This window comes from Algiphilus sp., assembly GCF_023145115.1.
Taxonomy (GTDB): Bacteria; Pseudomonadota; Gammaproteobacteria; order Nevskiales; family Nevskiaceae; genus Algiphilus.
The window spans coordinates 79,172-94,513 of record NZ_JAGLEJ010000037.1; the positions used below are offsets into that span (position 1 = coordinate 79,172).

The following is a 15,342-nucleotide window of genomic DNA, read 5'->3' on the forward strand; positions in this document are numbered from 1 at the left end:
ACCAGCCAGAGGAGGCATATATGTACGACTACATCATTATTGGTGGAGGATCGGCCGGTTGCGTGTTGGCGAACCGGCTTTCCGAGGACCCCGAGACCACCGTCTGCCTGCTCGAGGCCGGACCGGCTGACAAGAGTCCCTTCGTGAGGATTCCGTTGGGCATGGCTGCCCTTCTGCGTTCGCCCAGCCTGAACTGGGCTTTCAGAACGGAGCCGCAGGCCGGCCTCGGCGGCCGGCGCGGCTATCAGCCGCGCGGCAAGGTTCTGGGCGGAAGCAGCTCGATCAACGCCATGGTCTATATCCGTGGCCACCGCAGCGACTACGACGGCTGGGCGGAGGCTGGCAATAGCGGCTGGTCCTTCGACGAGGTGCTGCCCTACTTCAAGCGCGCGGAGAACCAGGAGCGCGGCGCTGACGCGTTTCACGGCGTCGGCGGACCGCTGAATGTCGCTGACTTGCGCTCGCCGCACGCGATCTGCGATGACTTCATCGCGGCGGCTGAAGAGCAGGGCCACAAGCGCGTCAGCGACTTCAACGGCCCCGACATGGAGGGCGTCGGCTATTTCCAGGTGACACAGCAGGCGGGCGATCGCTGCAGCGCGGCCAAGGCCTACCTCGAACCGGTTGCCGATCGCCCGAATCTGACGATCATCACGGAGGCCTACGCCACGCGCATCGACATGGAAGGCAAGCGCGCGGTCGGTGTTCGTTATCGCAAGGACGACGCCAGCCACCACGTCGGTGCACGCAAAGAAGTCCTCGTCAGCGCTGGTGCGTTGCAGTCTCCGCAGCTGCTCATGCTCTCGGGCATCGGGCCGCGCGAGGAACTCGATCAGCACGGCATCCCGATCTGCCATGAACTGGCCGGTGTCGGGGCCAACCTGCAGGACCACCTCGACTACGTCACGGCCGTGAAGTCGCCCTCCAAGGAGCCCTTGGGAATCTCCCTGTCGGGTGGCTGGCAGATGCTTCAGGCCCTGCGCACCTACCGACGCTTCCGGACCGGGAAGCTCACCAGCAATGTGGCTGAAGCGGGTGGCTTTCTGCGCAGCGATCCGAGTCTGGCGGCCCCGGACCTGCAGCTGCATTTTGCGGTTGCCATCCTCGATGATCACGGTCGCAAACTGCACTCGGGTCATGGCTACTCCTGTCACGTCTGCCTGCTGACTCCCAAGAGTCGGGGTCGGGTCGGCCTGCACAGCGCCAACCCCATGGCTGCCCCGCGTATCGACCCGGCCTTCCTCTCCGAGGACGAGGATCTCGAGCGATTGGTGAAGGGCTTTCGCAGGATGCAGGAGATCCTGAATGCCCCCGCCATGGCCAGGCATCGCGGCAGGGATATCTATACCGCCCATGTCCGAACCGACGAGCAGATCCGGTCGGCCATCCGGCAGCGTGCCGACACGGTTTATCACCCCGTCGGCACCTGCCGCATGGGGCGGGACAGCGACGCGGTCGTAGACGAGCAGCTCCGGGTTCACGGTGTTGCGGGGTTGCGCGTGGTTGATGCCTCGATCATGCCGACCGTGGTGCGCGGCAACACCAATGCGCCGACCATCATGATCGGCGAGAAGGCTGCCGAGATGATCCGCTTTCCGGACGTCGCCAGTAGCAGAAGCGCGGCCGTCACGAAGTCGGCCGCCCGGTCTGCGCCGAAGCGGCGGGCGACCCGTGCCACGGAGCCGGCATGAGCCGGCCCGTCAGGCAGCCATGCCTGCCGTTCCAGCCGCCCGGGCGATACGGTGCGTTCAGGTCTATCGGCGCGCCTGTCGCGGTGCCTGCCCCCTTCGGGGTAGCCAAAACTACCCGTTTGTGTAGTACCGCGTCCCCAGGGCGGTGCCTACTATCAGCAGTGACAAAAGCACGAGCGTGGCCTCAAGAGCGCTACGCCATCAATGAGGGAGGAGACATGGTGACTGCGGCGTTAAAGCGCTCGCTGGATCGCCCACCGTGCGATCCCCCCAAGGAGGCAGCCTGCACCCAGCGCGCGGTTTCGTTGCGGTGTGTGGAAGGCGCCCGGCAAGCGGGTGCTTCTCGCCACGTCCTGACCGGATGGCGCAAGCGGGCAGGCCGCAGCCAGGTGGCGTCCGTGGCGAAGCTCTGGAGCCGCGCTACGCGATCCCCGACTTTCGGATGGGGTCAAGGTCGCACGCGCATTGGCCCATGCGTCCCCAGAGCAACAGCAATTCTGGAGCGTCGCTTCTGCCAGGTGCAGACGGCCGGCTTGCTGCGCGCCTTCCGGGCAGCGGGGTGGTCAGGCGCCCCTCCAGTACGGGCTCGCTTCGCAAGCAATGGCAGCAATCTGCCTGCCGCGACTTGCCATTGAGTCGCCTTTCCCAGCAGGGCGGAAGGGGTCTCCGCTCGCAATTCATTGCCATTGAAATCTAGAAAGAACCGATAATGAACGCAGCCCGTTTCAAAATTGCTCAGTGGATCATGGCGCACCGCGCCGTGGTCAGTGTTCTGTTCGTGATTATTACGATCATATTCGCGGCAGGGCTTGCGCGTGTTGAAGTTCGCACCATCTTTTCCGACCTGTTGCCGGCGGATGATCCCTTCGTGCAGACCTTTCTGGATCACCCGAATTTCGGTGATCCGCTGACTGCGGTCGTGATGATCAAGCGTACCGACGGGGAGACGCTGTACAACCCGGAGACGCTGCAGAAGGTCTGGGATTTCACGCGGAGCTTCCATCTCATCCCCGGGGTGAATCCGGACACCATTCTCTCCATCACCACGGAGAAGGCGCGCTACGCGGAGGCGACGCCTTACGGCATCAATATGCGTCCTCTCATGGGCGACAAGGTGCCAGAAGATCCAGAGGAGCTCGACGACTTCCACGTTCGCGTCGATCGATCCCCGGTATCGCGCACATACCTCGTTTCAGAGGATGGTACCGCCACACTTATGAGTGCGGGCTTCTACGAGGATCAGCTCGAATACGATGTCGTCCTCAAGCATCTCCGCGATCTGGCAGAGGAGGCCTCCGACGAGAATCACGAAGTCCATGTGGTCGGGCAGCCCGCCCTCACCGGCTGGGTCTACGAGCTACAGCAGCAGACCTACCTGATCTTCGCGATCACCGTCTTCCTGCTCATCATTGCGCTCGCGCTCTATGTGAAGAACACGGCCGGCGTCGTGGTCCCGGTCGTCGTGAGCATGACTTCCGGAATATGGGGCTTCGGCCTGGTCGGCTGGCTCAACGCGCCCATCGAGCCGCTCTTGATGATCGTGCCCCTGTTGCTCGTTGCCCGATCATTCTCCCATTGCGTCCAGTTTTCGGATCGCTACTACGAGATCCTGAGTGAAGTCGGTGACAAGAAGAAGTCCGCGGAGATCACGATGGGGGTCATGCTGGCTCCCAGTATTCTCGGCATCATCACGGACGCCCTCGGCATTCTCTTCATCGGTCTGGCCCCCATTCCCGCGATGCAGCGCTTCGCCCTGTTCGCGGGCTTCTGGGCGCTCTTCCTGATCCCGACCGGCGTTTTCCTGATCTCGATCCTGCTGTCGTATCTGCCGACGCCCCGCAATGTCGACGAGATCACGGGCAAGAGCAAGCTCAAGGGTGTGCATCGATGGCAGCAGAGTGCGCTTGCCGGCATCGCCGGCATCGTCACCGGCAAGAAGGCGCCGGTTACCGTAATGGTGATGGTCATCCTCTCCGCCGGTGCGATCTATACGGCGGCGCAGATCGAGGTCGGCAATCCGGTGGAAGGCAGCAATCTGCTCTGGCAGGACTCGGAATTCAATACCGGCGTGCGCACCGTGAATAACCACTTCCCGGGCGTGAATTCCCTGGAGGTGATTCTCGAATCCAAGGATGACGGCAGCGATCCGAGAACAGCCCGCTCTGCCGAGGCCTACATGGTTTCCAAGAAGATCCAGCGCCTCGCCGAGGAGGGGGTGGGTGAAGGTGGCCTCGCCGCCCGCAACACGCGCTCCTTTGCGGACTTCATGGAAGAGGGCAATCGCCTATACGCCGGTGGGCATCCGAAATGGCTTCCCCTCGATCCCAATGACGGCGCCACAGGCGCGGCCGCCATGGCCATCTCCTTCGGGCAGAACCCCTTGAATTTCTCGCAGGTCAGCGATTTCGAGTTCCAGAACTCGACCATCTCCCTGTTCTATCGCGACAACAAGCAGGAAACCGTCGATGGCGCGCTCACCACCGCCCGGGCGGCGATTGACGAGGTGAGCAACCAGGAGGCGGCGGTGTATGACGGCGAGTCCCTGCGCGTCAGCGCCGACCGAATGACCGGCACCATCCCCCTGCAGCATGCGATGAACACCGTAGTGGATCGCTATCACTGGCTGATTCTCGCGCTGCTGGCCGTTGCGATCTTCGTGATCGCGAGCTTTGCTTATAAGTCCTTGACTGCGGCGGTGGTTGTTCTGGTCCCGGTGATGCTCTCCAACTTCTTCCTGACGGCGGCGATGCATCTCATGGGGATCGGCCTGGACATCAATTCGGTGATGGTGGCTGTGCTCGGTGTGGGTGTCGGCATCGACTACGGCTTTTATCTCCTGTCCCGTATTTGTGAGGAATATTCCGCACAGGATAAGGACTGGGGTAAGGCGATCAAGCACGCCATCCAGACGACCGGCAAGGCGATTCAGTTCACCGCCGCGATCATGGTCATCGGCATTCTGCCCTGGTATTTCCTGTCGGACCTCAAGTTCACGGCCGATATGGGGCTTCTGCTCTCCGTGATCATGCTCATCAACATGGTGCTCGCGTTGATCGTGCTGCCCCTGTTGATGTGGTTCCTGAAACCCAAGTTCGCCGCCCGTGAGGACCTCATGGTCGGGGAAAGTGTCGATCTGTCACTTTTTACAGATCAAGTCGGTGACGCGCATCGACCTGCGTGACCCCCGATGTATAAAGCAGTCCTTCGGGCCCCCGCCCCGTTGGAGCATCCGTCATAAGCGCCACGAGGCGTTAGGAGGAGTGGAAAATGAGGATACGTAAATACGATGTCGACTACACGCGTCGTCGCCTTATGCACAACATGGCAATGGGTCTTGGCGCCGGCGTCCTGATGCCCCTCGACAAGCTATGGGCGAGCGAGGCCGGATTGCAGGATCTCACCAAGGCCTATCCCGAGGAAGCCTTCTCGATCGAGGCGCAAACCAAGGGCAAGATCAAGGTCGGCGACATCATTGATGCCAACAACCTTGAGCATGTCGAGCATCTGTTGAGCCCGACTTTCATCCAGCAAATCCGCGAAGATGGCAGGCGCATCCGCATTGGTAAGCCGGAAACCGACATCACGCGGATGTTCACCCACCAGAACCTGCAGAAGACGCTGGAAAACAAGGCGTCGGGTTACCTGGCGCAGTTCGACAGTACCGGCAACGTCGTCGGTCCGGACGGCAATCCCTGGCAGGGCGGCTTTCCCTTTCCGAATCCGAAGAATGCTGAAGAGATCCAGGCGAATGCGGCGCTGAGCTGGGGGCGCGCCGACGCGAACTTCTACGCTGTCCGGCAGCGCGATTTCGACAGCAATGGCAGTCAGCAGTACGCCTACGATTTCGCCTGGGTCGAGTTGCAGATGCAGGCCCGCATGGACGGCAAGGCCTTCCGTGGACACAAGGACGAGATTCGTCGGCAGACGGTGTATTTCGAAACCTCTGACGAGGTCAAGGGCACTTCCTTCCTGAGTATCTGGAAGTACGACCAGCGGGAGATTCCGGACCTCTACGGCTATCTTCCCCAGTTCCGGCGCGTGCGCCAGTTCCCGGCCAACCAGCGCTTTGAGCCGCTGATTCCCGGCGCGACCTGGTTCCTGACCGACCCCTGGGCTGCCGGCGATCCCATGCGGACTTGGGGCGAATACAAGATTGTCGAGCGCAAGCCCATGCTCGGAACAACCTCCGGGAACTTTGCGCAGAAGAACGACAACTGGGAGCTGCCGGTTCAGGAAGACAATCCGAAATACTTCGACCTTGAACTCAGCATGATTCCGGATGTTGCCGTCGTGGAATCCAAGCCGATCGGCTATCCACGCGCTCCCGTCAGTAAGCGCCACGCGTATTTCGATGTGCGCAACTCGACTTACACGAGCTGCATTCGTTTCGACCTTCAGGGCAAGCCCTGGGTGGATTTCGAAAGCGGCTTTGGCTATTACCAGGATGGAGACCGGATGGTCGTAGGCCACGATGGCAAGCATCCGGCTTGGTCCTGGACCTATGTGATGAGCTACAACCTCCAGAACAAGCGCATGAGCCGGGTGGATCACCCGCTTTCGGCTGCTGGAATTCGTAGCGACTTCCAGATGGACGAGGACTACATGTACGACAGCTACCTCACGACCTCTGCGCAGCAGGCGCTCGGCCGCGTTTGAGGTAGAGCGGAAGTCGGTATTGACCAGAAGGTGCGTGCGCCGGGCGCGCACGCACCTTCCCTTCCGGAACAAATAATGATTTGCCTATTTTCTAGAAACGCTTTGAATTCGTTGTCTGGCCTGCTGCTCGGATTAACGGCAGCGGTGGTTCCGACAAGCTATGCGCAGGACGGCATGGAGAATGCCTCGCCTGCCGAAGAAGCCAACGCCCCTTCCGGCGCGCTTGGCGAGATATCAGGGGATGGGCGCGTGCTCGTCGAAGGTGTCCGCCAGGAACGTTTCTTCGGCATGGATTTCCTGGGCGACAAGGGCATCGTGGTCGGAAGTTTCGGTCAGGTCATGGTCACCGAAGACGGTGGCGACACCTGGGTGGAAGAAAAGGCGCCCACGGAGCTCGCGCTCTTGGCCGTTGCGCTGTACGACGGGGGCGCGATTGCGGTAGGTCAGCAGGGGCTGGTGCTGTTGCGCGACCCGGGGGGCGAATGGGAAGAAGTCTCGATTGACACCGACGAGCGCCTGTTGAATGTGTCGGTGAACCGGCACGGTCGGGCGATCATCGTCGGCGCCTTCGGAACGCTGCTGGCCTCGTCGGACGGCGGCCGCAACTGGAATGACGTCGCACCGGAATGGGCTGAACTCGCCGCATCGGCGAATGTGCCCGCCGACGCGACCGGCGCCACCGCAGAGCCCTCGATGTACGACGCCGAGGTCTTCGACGACGGCGTCATTCTCATCGCCGGGGAGCTTGCCTACGTGCTGCGTTCCGGCGATGGAGGCAACAGCTGGGAGTTCGTCAACTTTGCGGAGACCCTCGCTGAAGGCCAGGAAGGCGTGTCCGCCGCCGCACCCACCATCAATGACATCCAGATCCGCGCCGACGGCAATGGTTTCGCGGTGGGGCAGTCGGGGACGGTGTACAAGACAACCGATTCCGGTCGCAGCTGGAAGAAGCTGTCCACGCCATTGGCCGAGATCAACCTGCTCTCGGTCGCCAGCGACGGTAAAGGCGCGGTCATCGCGGTCGGCATGCGTTCGGCCATCTTCAGTGAGGACGACGGCGAGAGCTGGCAGACCCTGGATGCTCTCGATCTCGATATCAACTGGTACAGCGCGATCCAAGTGGCGCCGGACGCCAGAGAAATGCTGGCGGTCGGTCACAGCGGACGCATCATCGCTTTGCAATAAGACTTATTAATCGAGCGCGAGGAAGGCAGGGCTAAGCCGCCGGACGCAGCTCGCAACTGGAGGAGGGGTGTTTCATGACCAATAGACAATTCATGGTGTCCGCGGCTGCCTATCTGGCGCTCAGTGTCACCACCATTACCGCGCAAGCCCAGGGCTTCTATCCGCTTTCGCGCGTATTGGAGGACGCAAAGCTCAGCACGGCCATTCGCATCGACGCGGCCGCACGAACCACTTCTGCACAGAATTTCAACAACCAGGGCACGAACTACTTCAACGACGTCACCGTTGATCGGCAGGCTTTCGTGCCGCCGGGCCTGGCGGGGCTGCCGCAAACTCAGGGCAACGACTGGGCCATTCCGTTGCCCGGCTTCAACGATTCGTTCCGCCGTGGCGATCAGGTGCCGATCGACGATCCGGACATGAATCTGCTCCAGACGCGCATCGAGAGCGAGATGGAGCTCAACTTCTCCCGCTCGCTGCGCTTCGTTGCGCGAGTCCGCGGTGTCTACGATCCCGGAATCTACGACGATTTCGATGCGCGCAGCGTGTCAGGGGCGCAGGGCAGCGGCATCGTCGGCGGCGATCCCAACCTCTACGCGGGTGAGCCGAACTACATGGAGGCCATCGCGCCGAACGGCCGCAACATCAATCCGCTGGAGTTCTCGGGTCAGAACTACAACATCGACTTCCCGGCCTTGTTGTTCGAATACCGCACCCGCGGCTTGACCCTGCGCCTCGGTAATCAGCAGATCGCCTGGGGCCAGTCGATCGCCTTCCAGACCTTCGATATTCCCAACGGCCTCGATTTCCGCCGTCATTCGATTCTGGACCGGGCCCAGGAGGAGTTCAGCGACAAGCGCGTTCCCACGCTCTCGCTGCGCGGAACTTACCAGTGGGGGCGGATGGTGTTCGATGGCTTCGTGGGCAAGTTCCAGCCGACGATCCTGTCCAATCCCAACACCCCGTACAACGTGATCCCCACGCAGTTCACCGTGCGCGAGGACTATTTCCGGGGCGACTTCGACGAGAAGATCAACGGCGGCATCCGCCTGAAGGCCGACTACAACAATTGGGGCTGGCAGGCCATGGTGGCGTCGCGCTACAACCCGCTGGGCGCCTTCAGCTGGACCCGTAGTGGTGTCACGACGGATGTTGCCGACAATCTCTTCGGTGGGCTCGCGGCGACGTTATACGGCGTGAAGAGCCCAGGATGTGAAGGTTCCCAGAACCCGCGCAACGGCCCGCTGCCGCAGGCGCTGTGCCGCAATTCCGGGAGCCTCGGCGAGGCCCTTTCAAAGACCCCCGTCGTGGCGGAAGCAGGCGGCGTCACCAGCGGGCGCGAGTGGTTCACCTATGCGGCCGAGGCCAAGCTGAACGGGCTCGAAGGCTGGAACGTGATGCTCAACGAGTTCCCTGATGCCTTCGATGTGTATCTGCGCGAAGCCGACAGTATGGAGGAGCTGAGGAACCAGCTGGATACGGTCATGTATGCCGCCGGCGGTGGCTATCGCGGCTACATCAATCGCGAGTATTTCCGAGAAGAAGTCTTCGGTCTCGGCGGTAAGTTCGTCACCACCAGCGACAACAGTCTCCTGAACGCGATCATCCTAAACGTGGAGATGCAGTACACGCCGGAGCGGGTCTTCACCGCCCCGACCCTGTCGAACGATCATCTCAAGAGTGATGAGTTCATCGCGTCATTCGTCGCCGAAAAGTGGACGCGCTGGTCGGCGAAGTACCCGGCGGCCTACCTGGTCTTCCAGTACCAGTTCCGCAGTGAAAGCGATCTGGTGGGCTTGAATCTGGATGGTTATGGTGGTGACGAGAACACCATTCCGGAAGGCATCCCCAACGCCAACTACTTCGTGCTGGCCGGCTTCCAGCCCACACCGGGCCGTACCTTCGTCTTCGAGTTCACCAGCCTCTTCGACGCCAGGGGCGGCATCCTGGTCCAGCCCCTGCTGAAGTGGAACATCGGCAGTGGCTTCAAGGCCGACTTCTTCTACAACTATGTCGACAGTGGCGTGTGGGGCAAGCGCAGCGAGTCGGTCTTCAGCAATGTCGACTACGCGGACGAGGTCGCGGTGCGGTTGAGCTACTCCTTCTAGGCTGCGGTGGTGCGTCCGTTGGGGCGGCGCATCACAAGGCGGCACCTGCTCCGGTCTGCTTCCCGTGGACCGGAGTCTTTCTTTAACCGCGGTGAAACTATGGCAGCGATCAATACGAGCAGACGACGTTTCATGAAGTCGAGCGCGGGCGCGGCGCTGGGTTCCGGCGTGCTGGCGCCGCTATGGTCGGTGATCGCCAAGGCCGGTGATGTCACCAAGGCCTATCCGGACGAGCTGCTGTCCATCGACGCCTACACGAAGGGAAAGATCAAAACTGGCGACTACATAACGGCGGATAACGTCGATATCGTCAAGGACCTGATGGAGCCGGCCAAGTACGCGCAGGTCAAGGAAATGGGGCGCCGCCTGAAGGTGATCCCCACCACGACCGACTACATGAAGCTTGGGCCCTGGGAGTATCTGGAGGCCACGCTGAGCAATCGTGGGAAAGCGCGCTTCGACGACAAGAAGAACGTCGTCACCAAGGATGGTGAGCCGTGGATCGGGGGCAACCCATTCCCGGATGCCACTACGGCGCTCGAGCTCTTCGCCGGCCTGACCATGAGCTGGGGGCGCCATGATTCGAGCGTCTATGCGGTCAAGGAGCAAGATGTTTCGAGCAGCGGGCATATCGATTACGAGTACGACGCGGTGTGGGCCGAGCTCATGCCCGTCGCGCGCACGGTCGTCGATCCCAAACCCTACTGGGAAGAGCACAAGGACAAGCTGCGCTTCAACTCGGTCATCATCCTGTCGCCGTCAACGGAGTCAGGCACTTCCTTCGTCAATATCTGGCCTTATGACCAGCACGAGTTCCCGGAACTGTTCGGCTACATCCCGGAGTTCCGGCGCGTTCGGCAGTATCCGACCAATCAGCGCTTCGAGCCGCTGATCCCCGGTTCGACGCTGTATCTTTCCGACGCTTGGGCGGCCGGCGACCCGCTTCATACTTGGGGTAATTACAAGATCATCGGTCGACAGCCGATGCTGGCCGGCGTTTCCGGCGGCTGGAACAGTCAGCACCCGAACTGGGAGCACGGTCTGCACGGCGGCCCAGAGGGGCAGTCCTTCTTCGACAGTGTCGTCGAGTTGGTTCCCGAGGCGATCATCGCCGAGGCAGAGCCGACCGCCTTCACTCGAGCGCCCATCTCCAAGAAGCGTGTCTGGTTCGACGCACGCAATCAGATGCCCATCGCGATGGTTTCCTATGACCTCCAGGGCAAGCCGTTCAAGTCATTCGACGGTTGCTACAGCCTGTATGACGATGGCGAAAACAAGGTTATGGATGGCAAGCACCCCTATTGGTCCTGGACCTACGTGCATGTCTACAACTTCAAGAGCAAGCGCATCACCCGGCTGGAGCAGGTGCAGAAGGTTGCTGGAAACCACCGAATGCGCGTGAACGATCCCACGATCTACGACGAATATTTAACGCAACAGGCCATCATGCGCCTCGGTCAGATCTAGGCAGGAATATCTCCGGGCGCTTAGGCCTCCGTCTAAGCAGACAGCACACAGAGCCATGAAACAGATCTTCGCGGTTTCCAGCGTATTGGTAGGTCTGGCATCGCAGGTGCTGCTGGTCGCCTTCCTGCTCGATTTCACCCCGGTGGGGATCAATCGGGGCGAGCCCCCGATGCCGTGGCTCGCGATCGTCAATAACGTGGCGCTGCTCGCGCTTTTCGCGCTTCCGCACAGTCTGATGGCGCGACCGGCTTTCAAGCGCCGGTGGCGTCTTCTGGTGCCGGATGCCATCGAGCGTTCCGCCTACATCTTCGTCAGCGGAGCGCTTCTGGCGCTGCTCTGCCTCGCCTGGCAGCCGATGCCGACTCTGCTTTGGCAGCTCGATCACGAGCTAGCCCGGGGAGCGCTGCGCCTTCTGTTCGCGGCTGGCCTCCTGGTTCTCGCCTGGTCCATTTTCAGTATCGATGCCCTGCATTTTCACGGTCTGAAGCAGGCATTCGGTCGGTGTGACGATCCGCCGTTCGCCATGCGTGGCCCCTACCGCTACGTGCGCCATCCCATCCAGAGCGGCCTGATCGTCGCCCTGTGGGCCACACCGGATATGACGGCCGGGCATATGCTGTTTGCAAGTGTGCTGACCTTCTACAGCGTCACCGCCTCATTGATGCTCGAAGAGCGGGATTTACGCTCGGCTATTGGCGATTCCTACCGGGAATATCGAAGCCGGGTGCCGGCCTTCATTCCCGCGCTACGGCGGCGCGGATAGCGCGGCGCCGCATTCAGGAATCCGCGCCGGCGGCTGCAGCACACCTTAGCGCGTGAAGGTCGCCAGATAGAGCAGGCAGAGGCCAAGGACCCCAACGCTACCGTGCCCGAGCGCCAACCAGACCGGAGCCCGGCCCGGCATCAGAACGCGGAAGAAGAGCATTCCGCCGACGAAGCCCCCGATAAAGACCACAAGCGCCCACCAGGCCAGCGCCGGGAGCGCCTCACCAAGACCGAGATTGACGCCGAAAAGGAGTGCGAGACCGGCGAGTGCCGCCATCCCGTGGGCCGTGCCCAGCCATCCCGGAATCGTGACACCCGTCGCCATGAGCGCCGCCATCCCGACGCCGCCAGCCGCGATCGTGGCGAATACCCAGAAGCAGAGTTGTAGCCAGTCCATGTTCCTTTTCCCTAACGGTTTTGATGCGAGAGGCCCCGATTCTGCTGTGAATCGGCTCCCTTCGATCCCAATCTATCGTCGGGGCCGGCCGCTGGATCGGGCGCGCTGCCATCTCGCCGCAGGCCGCGCGCCAGCAGGGCGAGGCCGGTCCCGACGGCGCTGGAGGCGCTCCGGCGAAACCCCTGCGCTGGCGCCTCGACGGCGTAAACTCGGCAAGCAACGAGCCGCGCGCATACGACAGACGCAACCATACGGAGGACGACGGTGAGCACGACAGCGCCCTGGCGGCGAGAGCCGCCCGAATTCGCTTTTCCGGTGGTTCGAACCGCCGAAGTGGCGACGTTGTTCGAGGCGGCGGTCTTGCCGGCGCGCGTGCTGACCGTGACCGCGCCCACCGGCTACGGCAAGACCGTGCTCCTCACCGAACTCTATCGGCACCTCGCGGGCGTCGGGCTGGAAACGATCTGGATAAGCCTGGACGAGCGCAAGCACAGCACCGAGGACGTCATCCAGCTCCTGGAGGCCGCGCTGCTTGCCGCCGACGACCAGCGCGACCTCAATGTGGCGCTGCACGAGAGTGGCATTCCGGTCGAACGGCGCGTGGAGGCGCTGCTCGAAGCCCTCTCCCTGCTGTCCCGCTCCGCCGTGCTCTTCATCGACAACATCAGCTACTGCGAAGACGAGACGCTGGGCCGGCTTCTCGACGCGCTGGGCTTCCAGACGCCGTCGTGGTTCTCGCTGGTGCTCGGCGGCACGCACGAGCCGCCGCTCAATACCACCCGCGCCAAGCTCGAGGGCAAGCTCAAGCAGCTCACCTACTGCGAGCTTTCCATGAAGGCCGGGGATGTCGCGAACGTTCTCGGGCCGGATCTCTGCGCGCGTCTCGGTCCGGGCGCGGTCGATCAGATCGCCCAGCGAAGTGAAGGCTGGCCGGCCGCGGTACGGCTGATGCAGATCATCCTTGCCGAGGCCGACGATCCGGAAGCGACGCTGGAGCGCTTCTCGGGGTCGGACGAGGACCTCGCCGCGATGCTGAACCGGCAGGTGCTCACGGTATTCGACGAGTCGCTGCACACCTTCCTGCTCAAGATTGCCGGCTTGCGCAGTTTCTCGGCAGAACTCTGCGAAGCCGCAACCGGCGACGACAAGGCCGCCCGGCGCGTCGCGGAACTGGTGCGGCGCAACCTCCTCGTCATTCCCCTCGATCGCAACCAGCGCTGGTATCGCCTGCACGGTCTGTTCCGCGAGTTCCTCGTCGACGAGGCGCGCCGGACCCTGTCCCATGCGACCCGCAAGGGCATCTGGTTGCGCGCGGCGCAATGGTGCGAACAGGAGGGCGCTCTGGCGGACGCGATGGCGTATCTGCTGGCAGCCGGCGAAAGCGCGAAGGCGGCGGCGCTCATTGACCGTGTGGCCTCGCGCTTCGTCCGGGACAACGGCGATCTGCACAAGTACATCCAATGGGTGGAGCAGCTGCGCGAAGCGGGTCACGAACTCGGCGCGGAGGTCGAGTTCTGGTACGTATGGGCGCTGGTCTTCCATCGCCGATACGACTACGCACGATTGCAGCTGGAGCGTTTCAAGGAACGCATTGCCGCCCAGTCCGGCGAGGCCCTGGCCGGTGCGGACCTCCAGCGGCGCATCGGGATCCTGACGACCATCATCGGGACCTACACCGATCACCTCGACGACGCCCGCGGGGCGGCTGACCACTGGCTGGGACAACGCGAAGCCGACGACCCCTTCGATGTCGCGACGGTCGCCTGCGCGGCGTCCATCCAGGCCTCCGCGGAGCTGGATTTCGCCGTCGCGAACGGCTATGTCCGCATCGCCCAGGCCAGCATCAAGCAGGCGGAGAGCGACTACGGCAAGGCGTGGGTGGGCGTGCTCGCCAACCTTCCCCGGATCCTGCAGGGCGAGTTCGTCGACGCAGTCCAGGACCTGAATGCGGTGCTGAAGGGCGCGCGGTCGCAGCTCGGCGAGCGCACGGGTATGGCCGGCACGCTGGCACTGGCCACCGCTCTGTGCGAGATCGAGTGCGGCGATGACGCCGCTGCCGAGCGGCTGCTGCGCGACGGCCTGCCGCGGGCGCACAGTCACGGCATTCTGGAAACGGCGTCTCTGGGCCTCGAGGCCGCCGTCAAGCTGTGGGGCGGTAGCGACCATGGGCAGCAGATTTCCATCGCGGAGCTGCGCGAGATCGCCGCCGGCTATCCACCACGGCTGGCACCCATGCTTTCCTGCTATCTGGTGCAGCGGCTGTTGCGGCTCGGACGGCGCGAGGATGCCCGCCTGGAAGCCATGAAGATCGGTCTCGGCGTCAACGGGGAAGGCCGCAAGCCACCGGAAGCGTTGCTCGTCAACGCGCGCGGGCGTGTCCTGTACGCGATGACCGAGCTCGAGCTGCTGCTCCACGAAAGCCACTTGCGCCAGGCCGAGACGCAGGCGCGCGAGCTCGCCAAGCTGGCCCGCGACGGGGCGCGCTGGGGGCAGCTCGTGGAGCTCGAGCTGATCCAGATGCATATCGCGATCTGGTCGCACAATCCCTCGCCTGCGGCCAGTCATCTCACCCGCGCGATCCATCTGGCGGCCAAGCGTCGCATCATGCGTCCCTTCCTCGACCGCATCGAGCTGGTAGCCGGTCTCGTCAACGAGACCAAGCCGCAGAGCTGGGGCTTCACCCAGAATGACGAGTGGCAGTTCTTCGCCCGGATCTGCGAGCGCCTGCCCAGCGCCAACAGCGCGCTGGCCGAGCAGCTCGAATCCCTGGATGTCGAGACCCAGTTGCTCGAAAGCCCGACCGCGCGCGAGATGGAACTGTTGGCGCTGATCGAGGCCGGTCTGTCGAACCAGCAGCTCGCCGACCGCCTCTCGGTGTCGGTCTCCACGGTCAAGTGGCATCTGTACAACCTCTACGCCAAGCTCGGGGTGTCCAGTCGCTCGGCGGCGGTGGCCAAGGCGCGTGCGCTGAATCTGCTGACGCGCTAGCGGGCCGACCCGGCAGCGCCCGCCGTGACCGGCAGCCCCGACGACCAAACTAAGGGTTGGGGAAGCGACCGGTGCGCGCACGCAC

The 15,342-nt window shown here is 62.8% G+C and carries 9 protein-coding genes; 8 read left to right on the forward strand and 1 reads right to left on the reverse strand.

Annotation, left to right across the window (positions count from 1 at the left end; all coding sequences use genetic code 11):
• The first annotated feature begins 20 nt into the window (after positions 1–20).
• From KAH28_RS12295 to KAH28_RS12325, 7 genes are all read left to right on the forward strand, one after another.
• A complete protein-coding gene (locus KAH28_RS12295; protein ID WP_290577015.1) occupies positions 21–1,691 on the forward strand; it encodes a choline dehydrogenase in 1,671 nt (556 codons plus the stop codon).
• Between the two features lie 709 nt (positions 1,692–2,400).
• Entirely contained in the window at positions 2,401–4,872 is a 2,472-nt protein-coding gene (locus KAH28_RS12300; protein ID WP_290577017.1) for an MMPL family transporter, read from the forward strand.
• 86 nt (positions 4,873–4,958) lie between these two features.
• Positions 4,959–6,347 (forward strand): DUF1329 domain-containing protein, encoded by a 1,389-nt coding sequence (locus tag KAH28_RS12305; protein WP_290577019.1) that lies wholly within the window; start codon positions 4,959–4,961, stop codon positions 6,345–6,347.
• A 111-nt stretch (positions 6,348–6,458) separates the two neighbouring features.
• The gene (locus tag KAH28_RS12310) at positions 6,459–7,532 is read left to right on the forward strand and encodes a YCF48-related protein (protein ID WP_290577021.1); all 1,074 of its coding nucleotides are present in this window, start codon (positions 6,459–6,461) and stop codon (positions 7,530–7,532) included.
• A gap of 74 nt (positions 7,533–7,606) precedes the next feature.
• On the forward strand, positions 7,607–9,640 hold the full coding sequence (locus KAH28_RS12315) for a DUF1302 family protein (protein ID WP_290577023.1): 2,034 nt from the start codon (positions 7,607–7,609) through the stop codon (positions 9,638–9,640).
• Between the two features lie 99 nt (positions 9,641–9,739).
• A complete protein-coding gene (locus KAH28_RS12320; protein WP_043769854.1) occupies positions 9,740–11,107 on the forward strand; it encodes a DUF1329 domain-containing protein in 1,368 nt (455 codons plus the stop codon).
• 55 nt (positions 11,108–11,162) lie between these two features.
• Positions 11,163–11,870 carry an isoprenylcysteine carboxylmethyltransferase family protein gene (locus tag KAH28_RS12325; RefSeq protein WP_290577026.1) on the forward strand — a complete coding sequence of 236 codons (708 nt, stop codon included), beginning with the start codon at positions 11,163–11,165 and terminating at the stop codon, positions 11,868–11,870.
• Positions 11,871–11,915: 45 nt separating this feature from the next.
• Here KAH28_RS12325 and KAH28_RS12330 read toward each other — a convergent pair whose 3' ends face one another.
• On the reverse strand, positions 11,916–12,269 hold the full coding sequence (locus KAH28_RS12330) for a hypothetical protein (protein WP_290577028.1): 354 nt from the start codon (positions 12,267–12,269) through the stop codon (positions 11,916–11,918).
• Positions 12,270–12,584: 315 nt separating this feature from the next.
• On the opposite strand from KAH28_RS12330, the gene KAH28_RS12335 reads away from it, so the two are divergent.
• Positions 12,585–15,257: a LuxR C-terminal-related transcriptional regulator gene (locus KAH28_RS12335; protein ID WP_290577030.1), complete on the forward strand. Its 2,673-nt coding sequence runs from the start codon at positions 12,585–12,587 to the stop codon at positions 15,255–15,257.
• Positions 15,258–15,342: the final 85 nt, after the last annotated feature.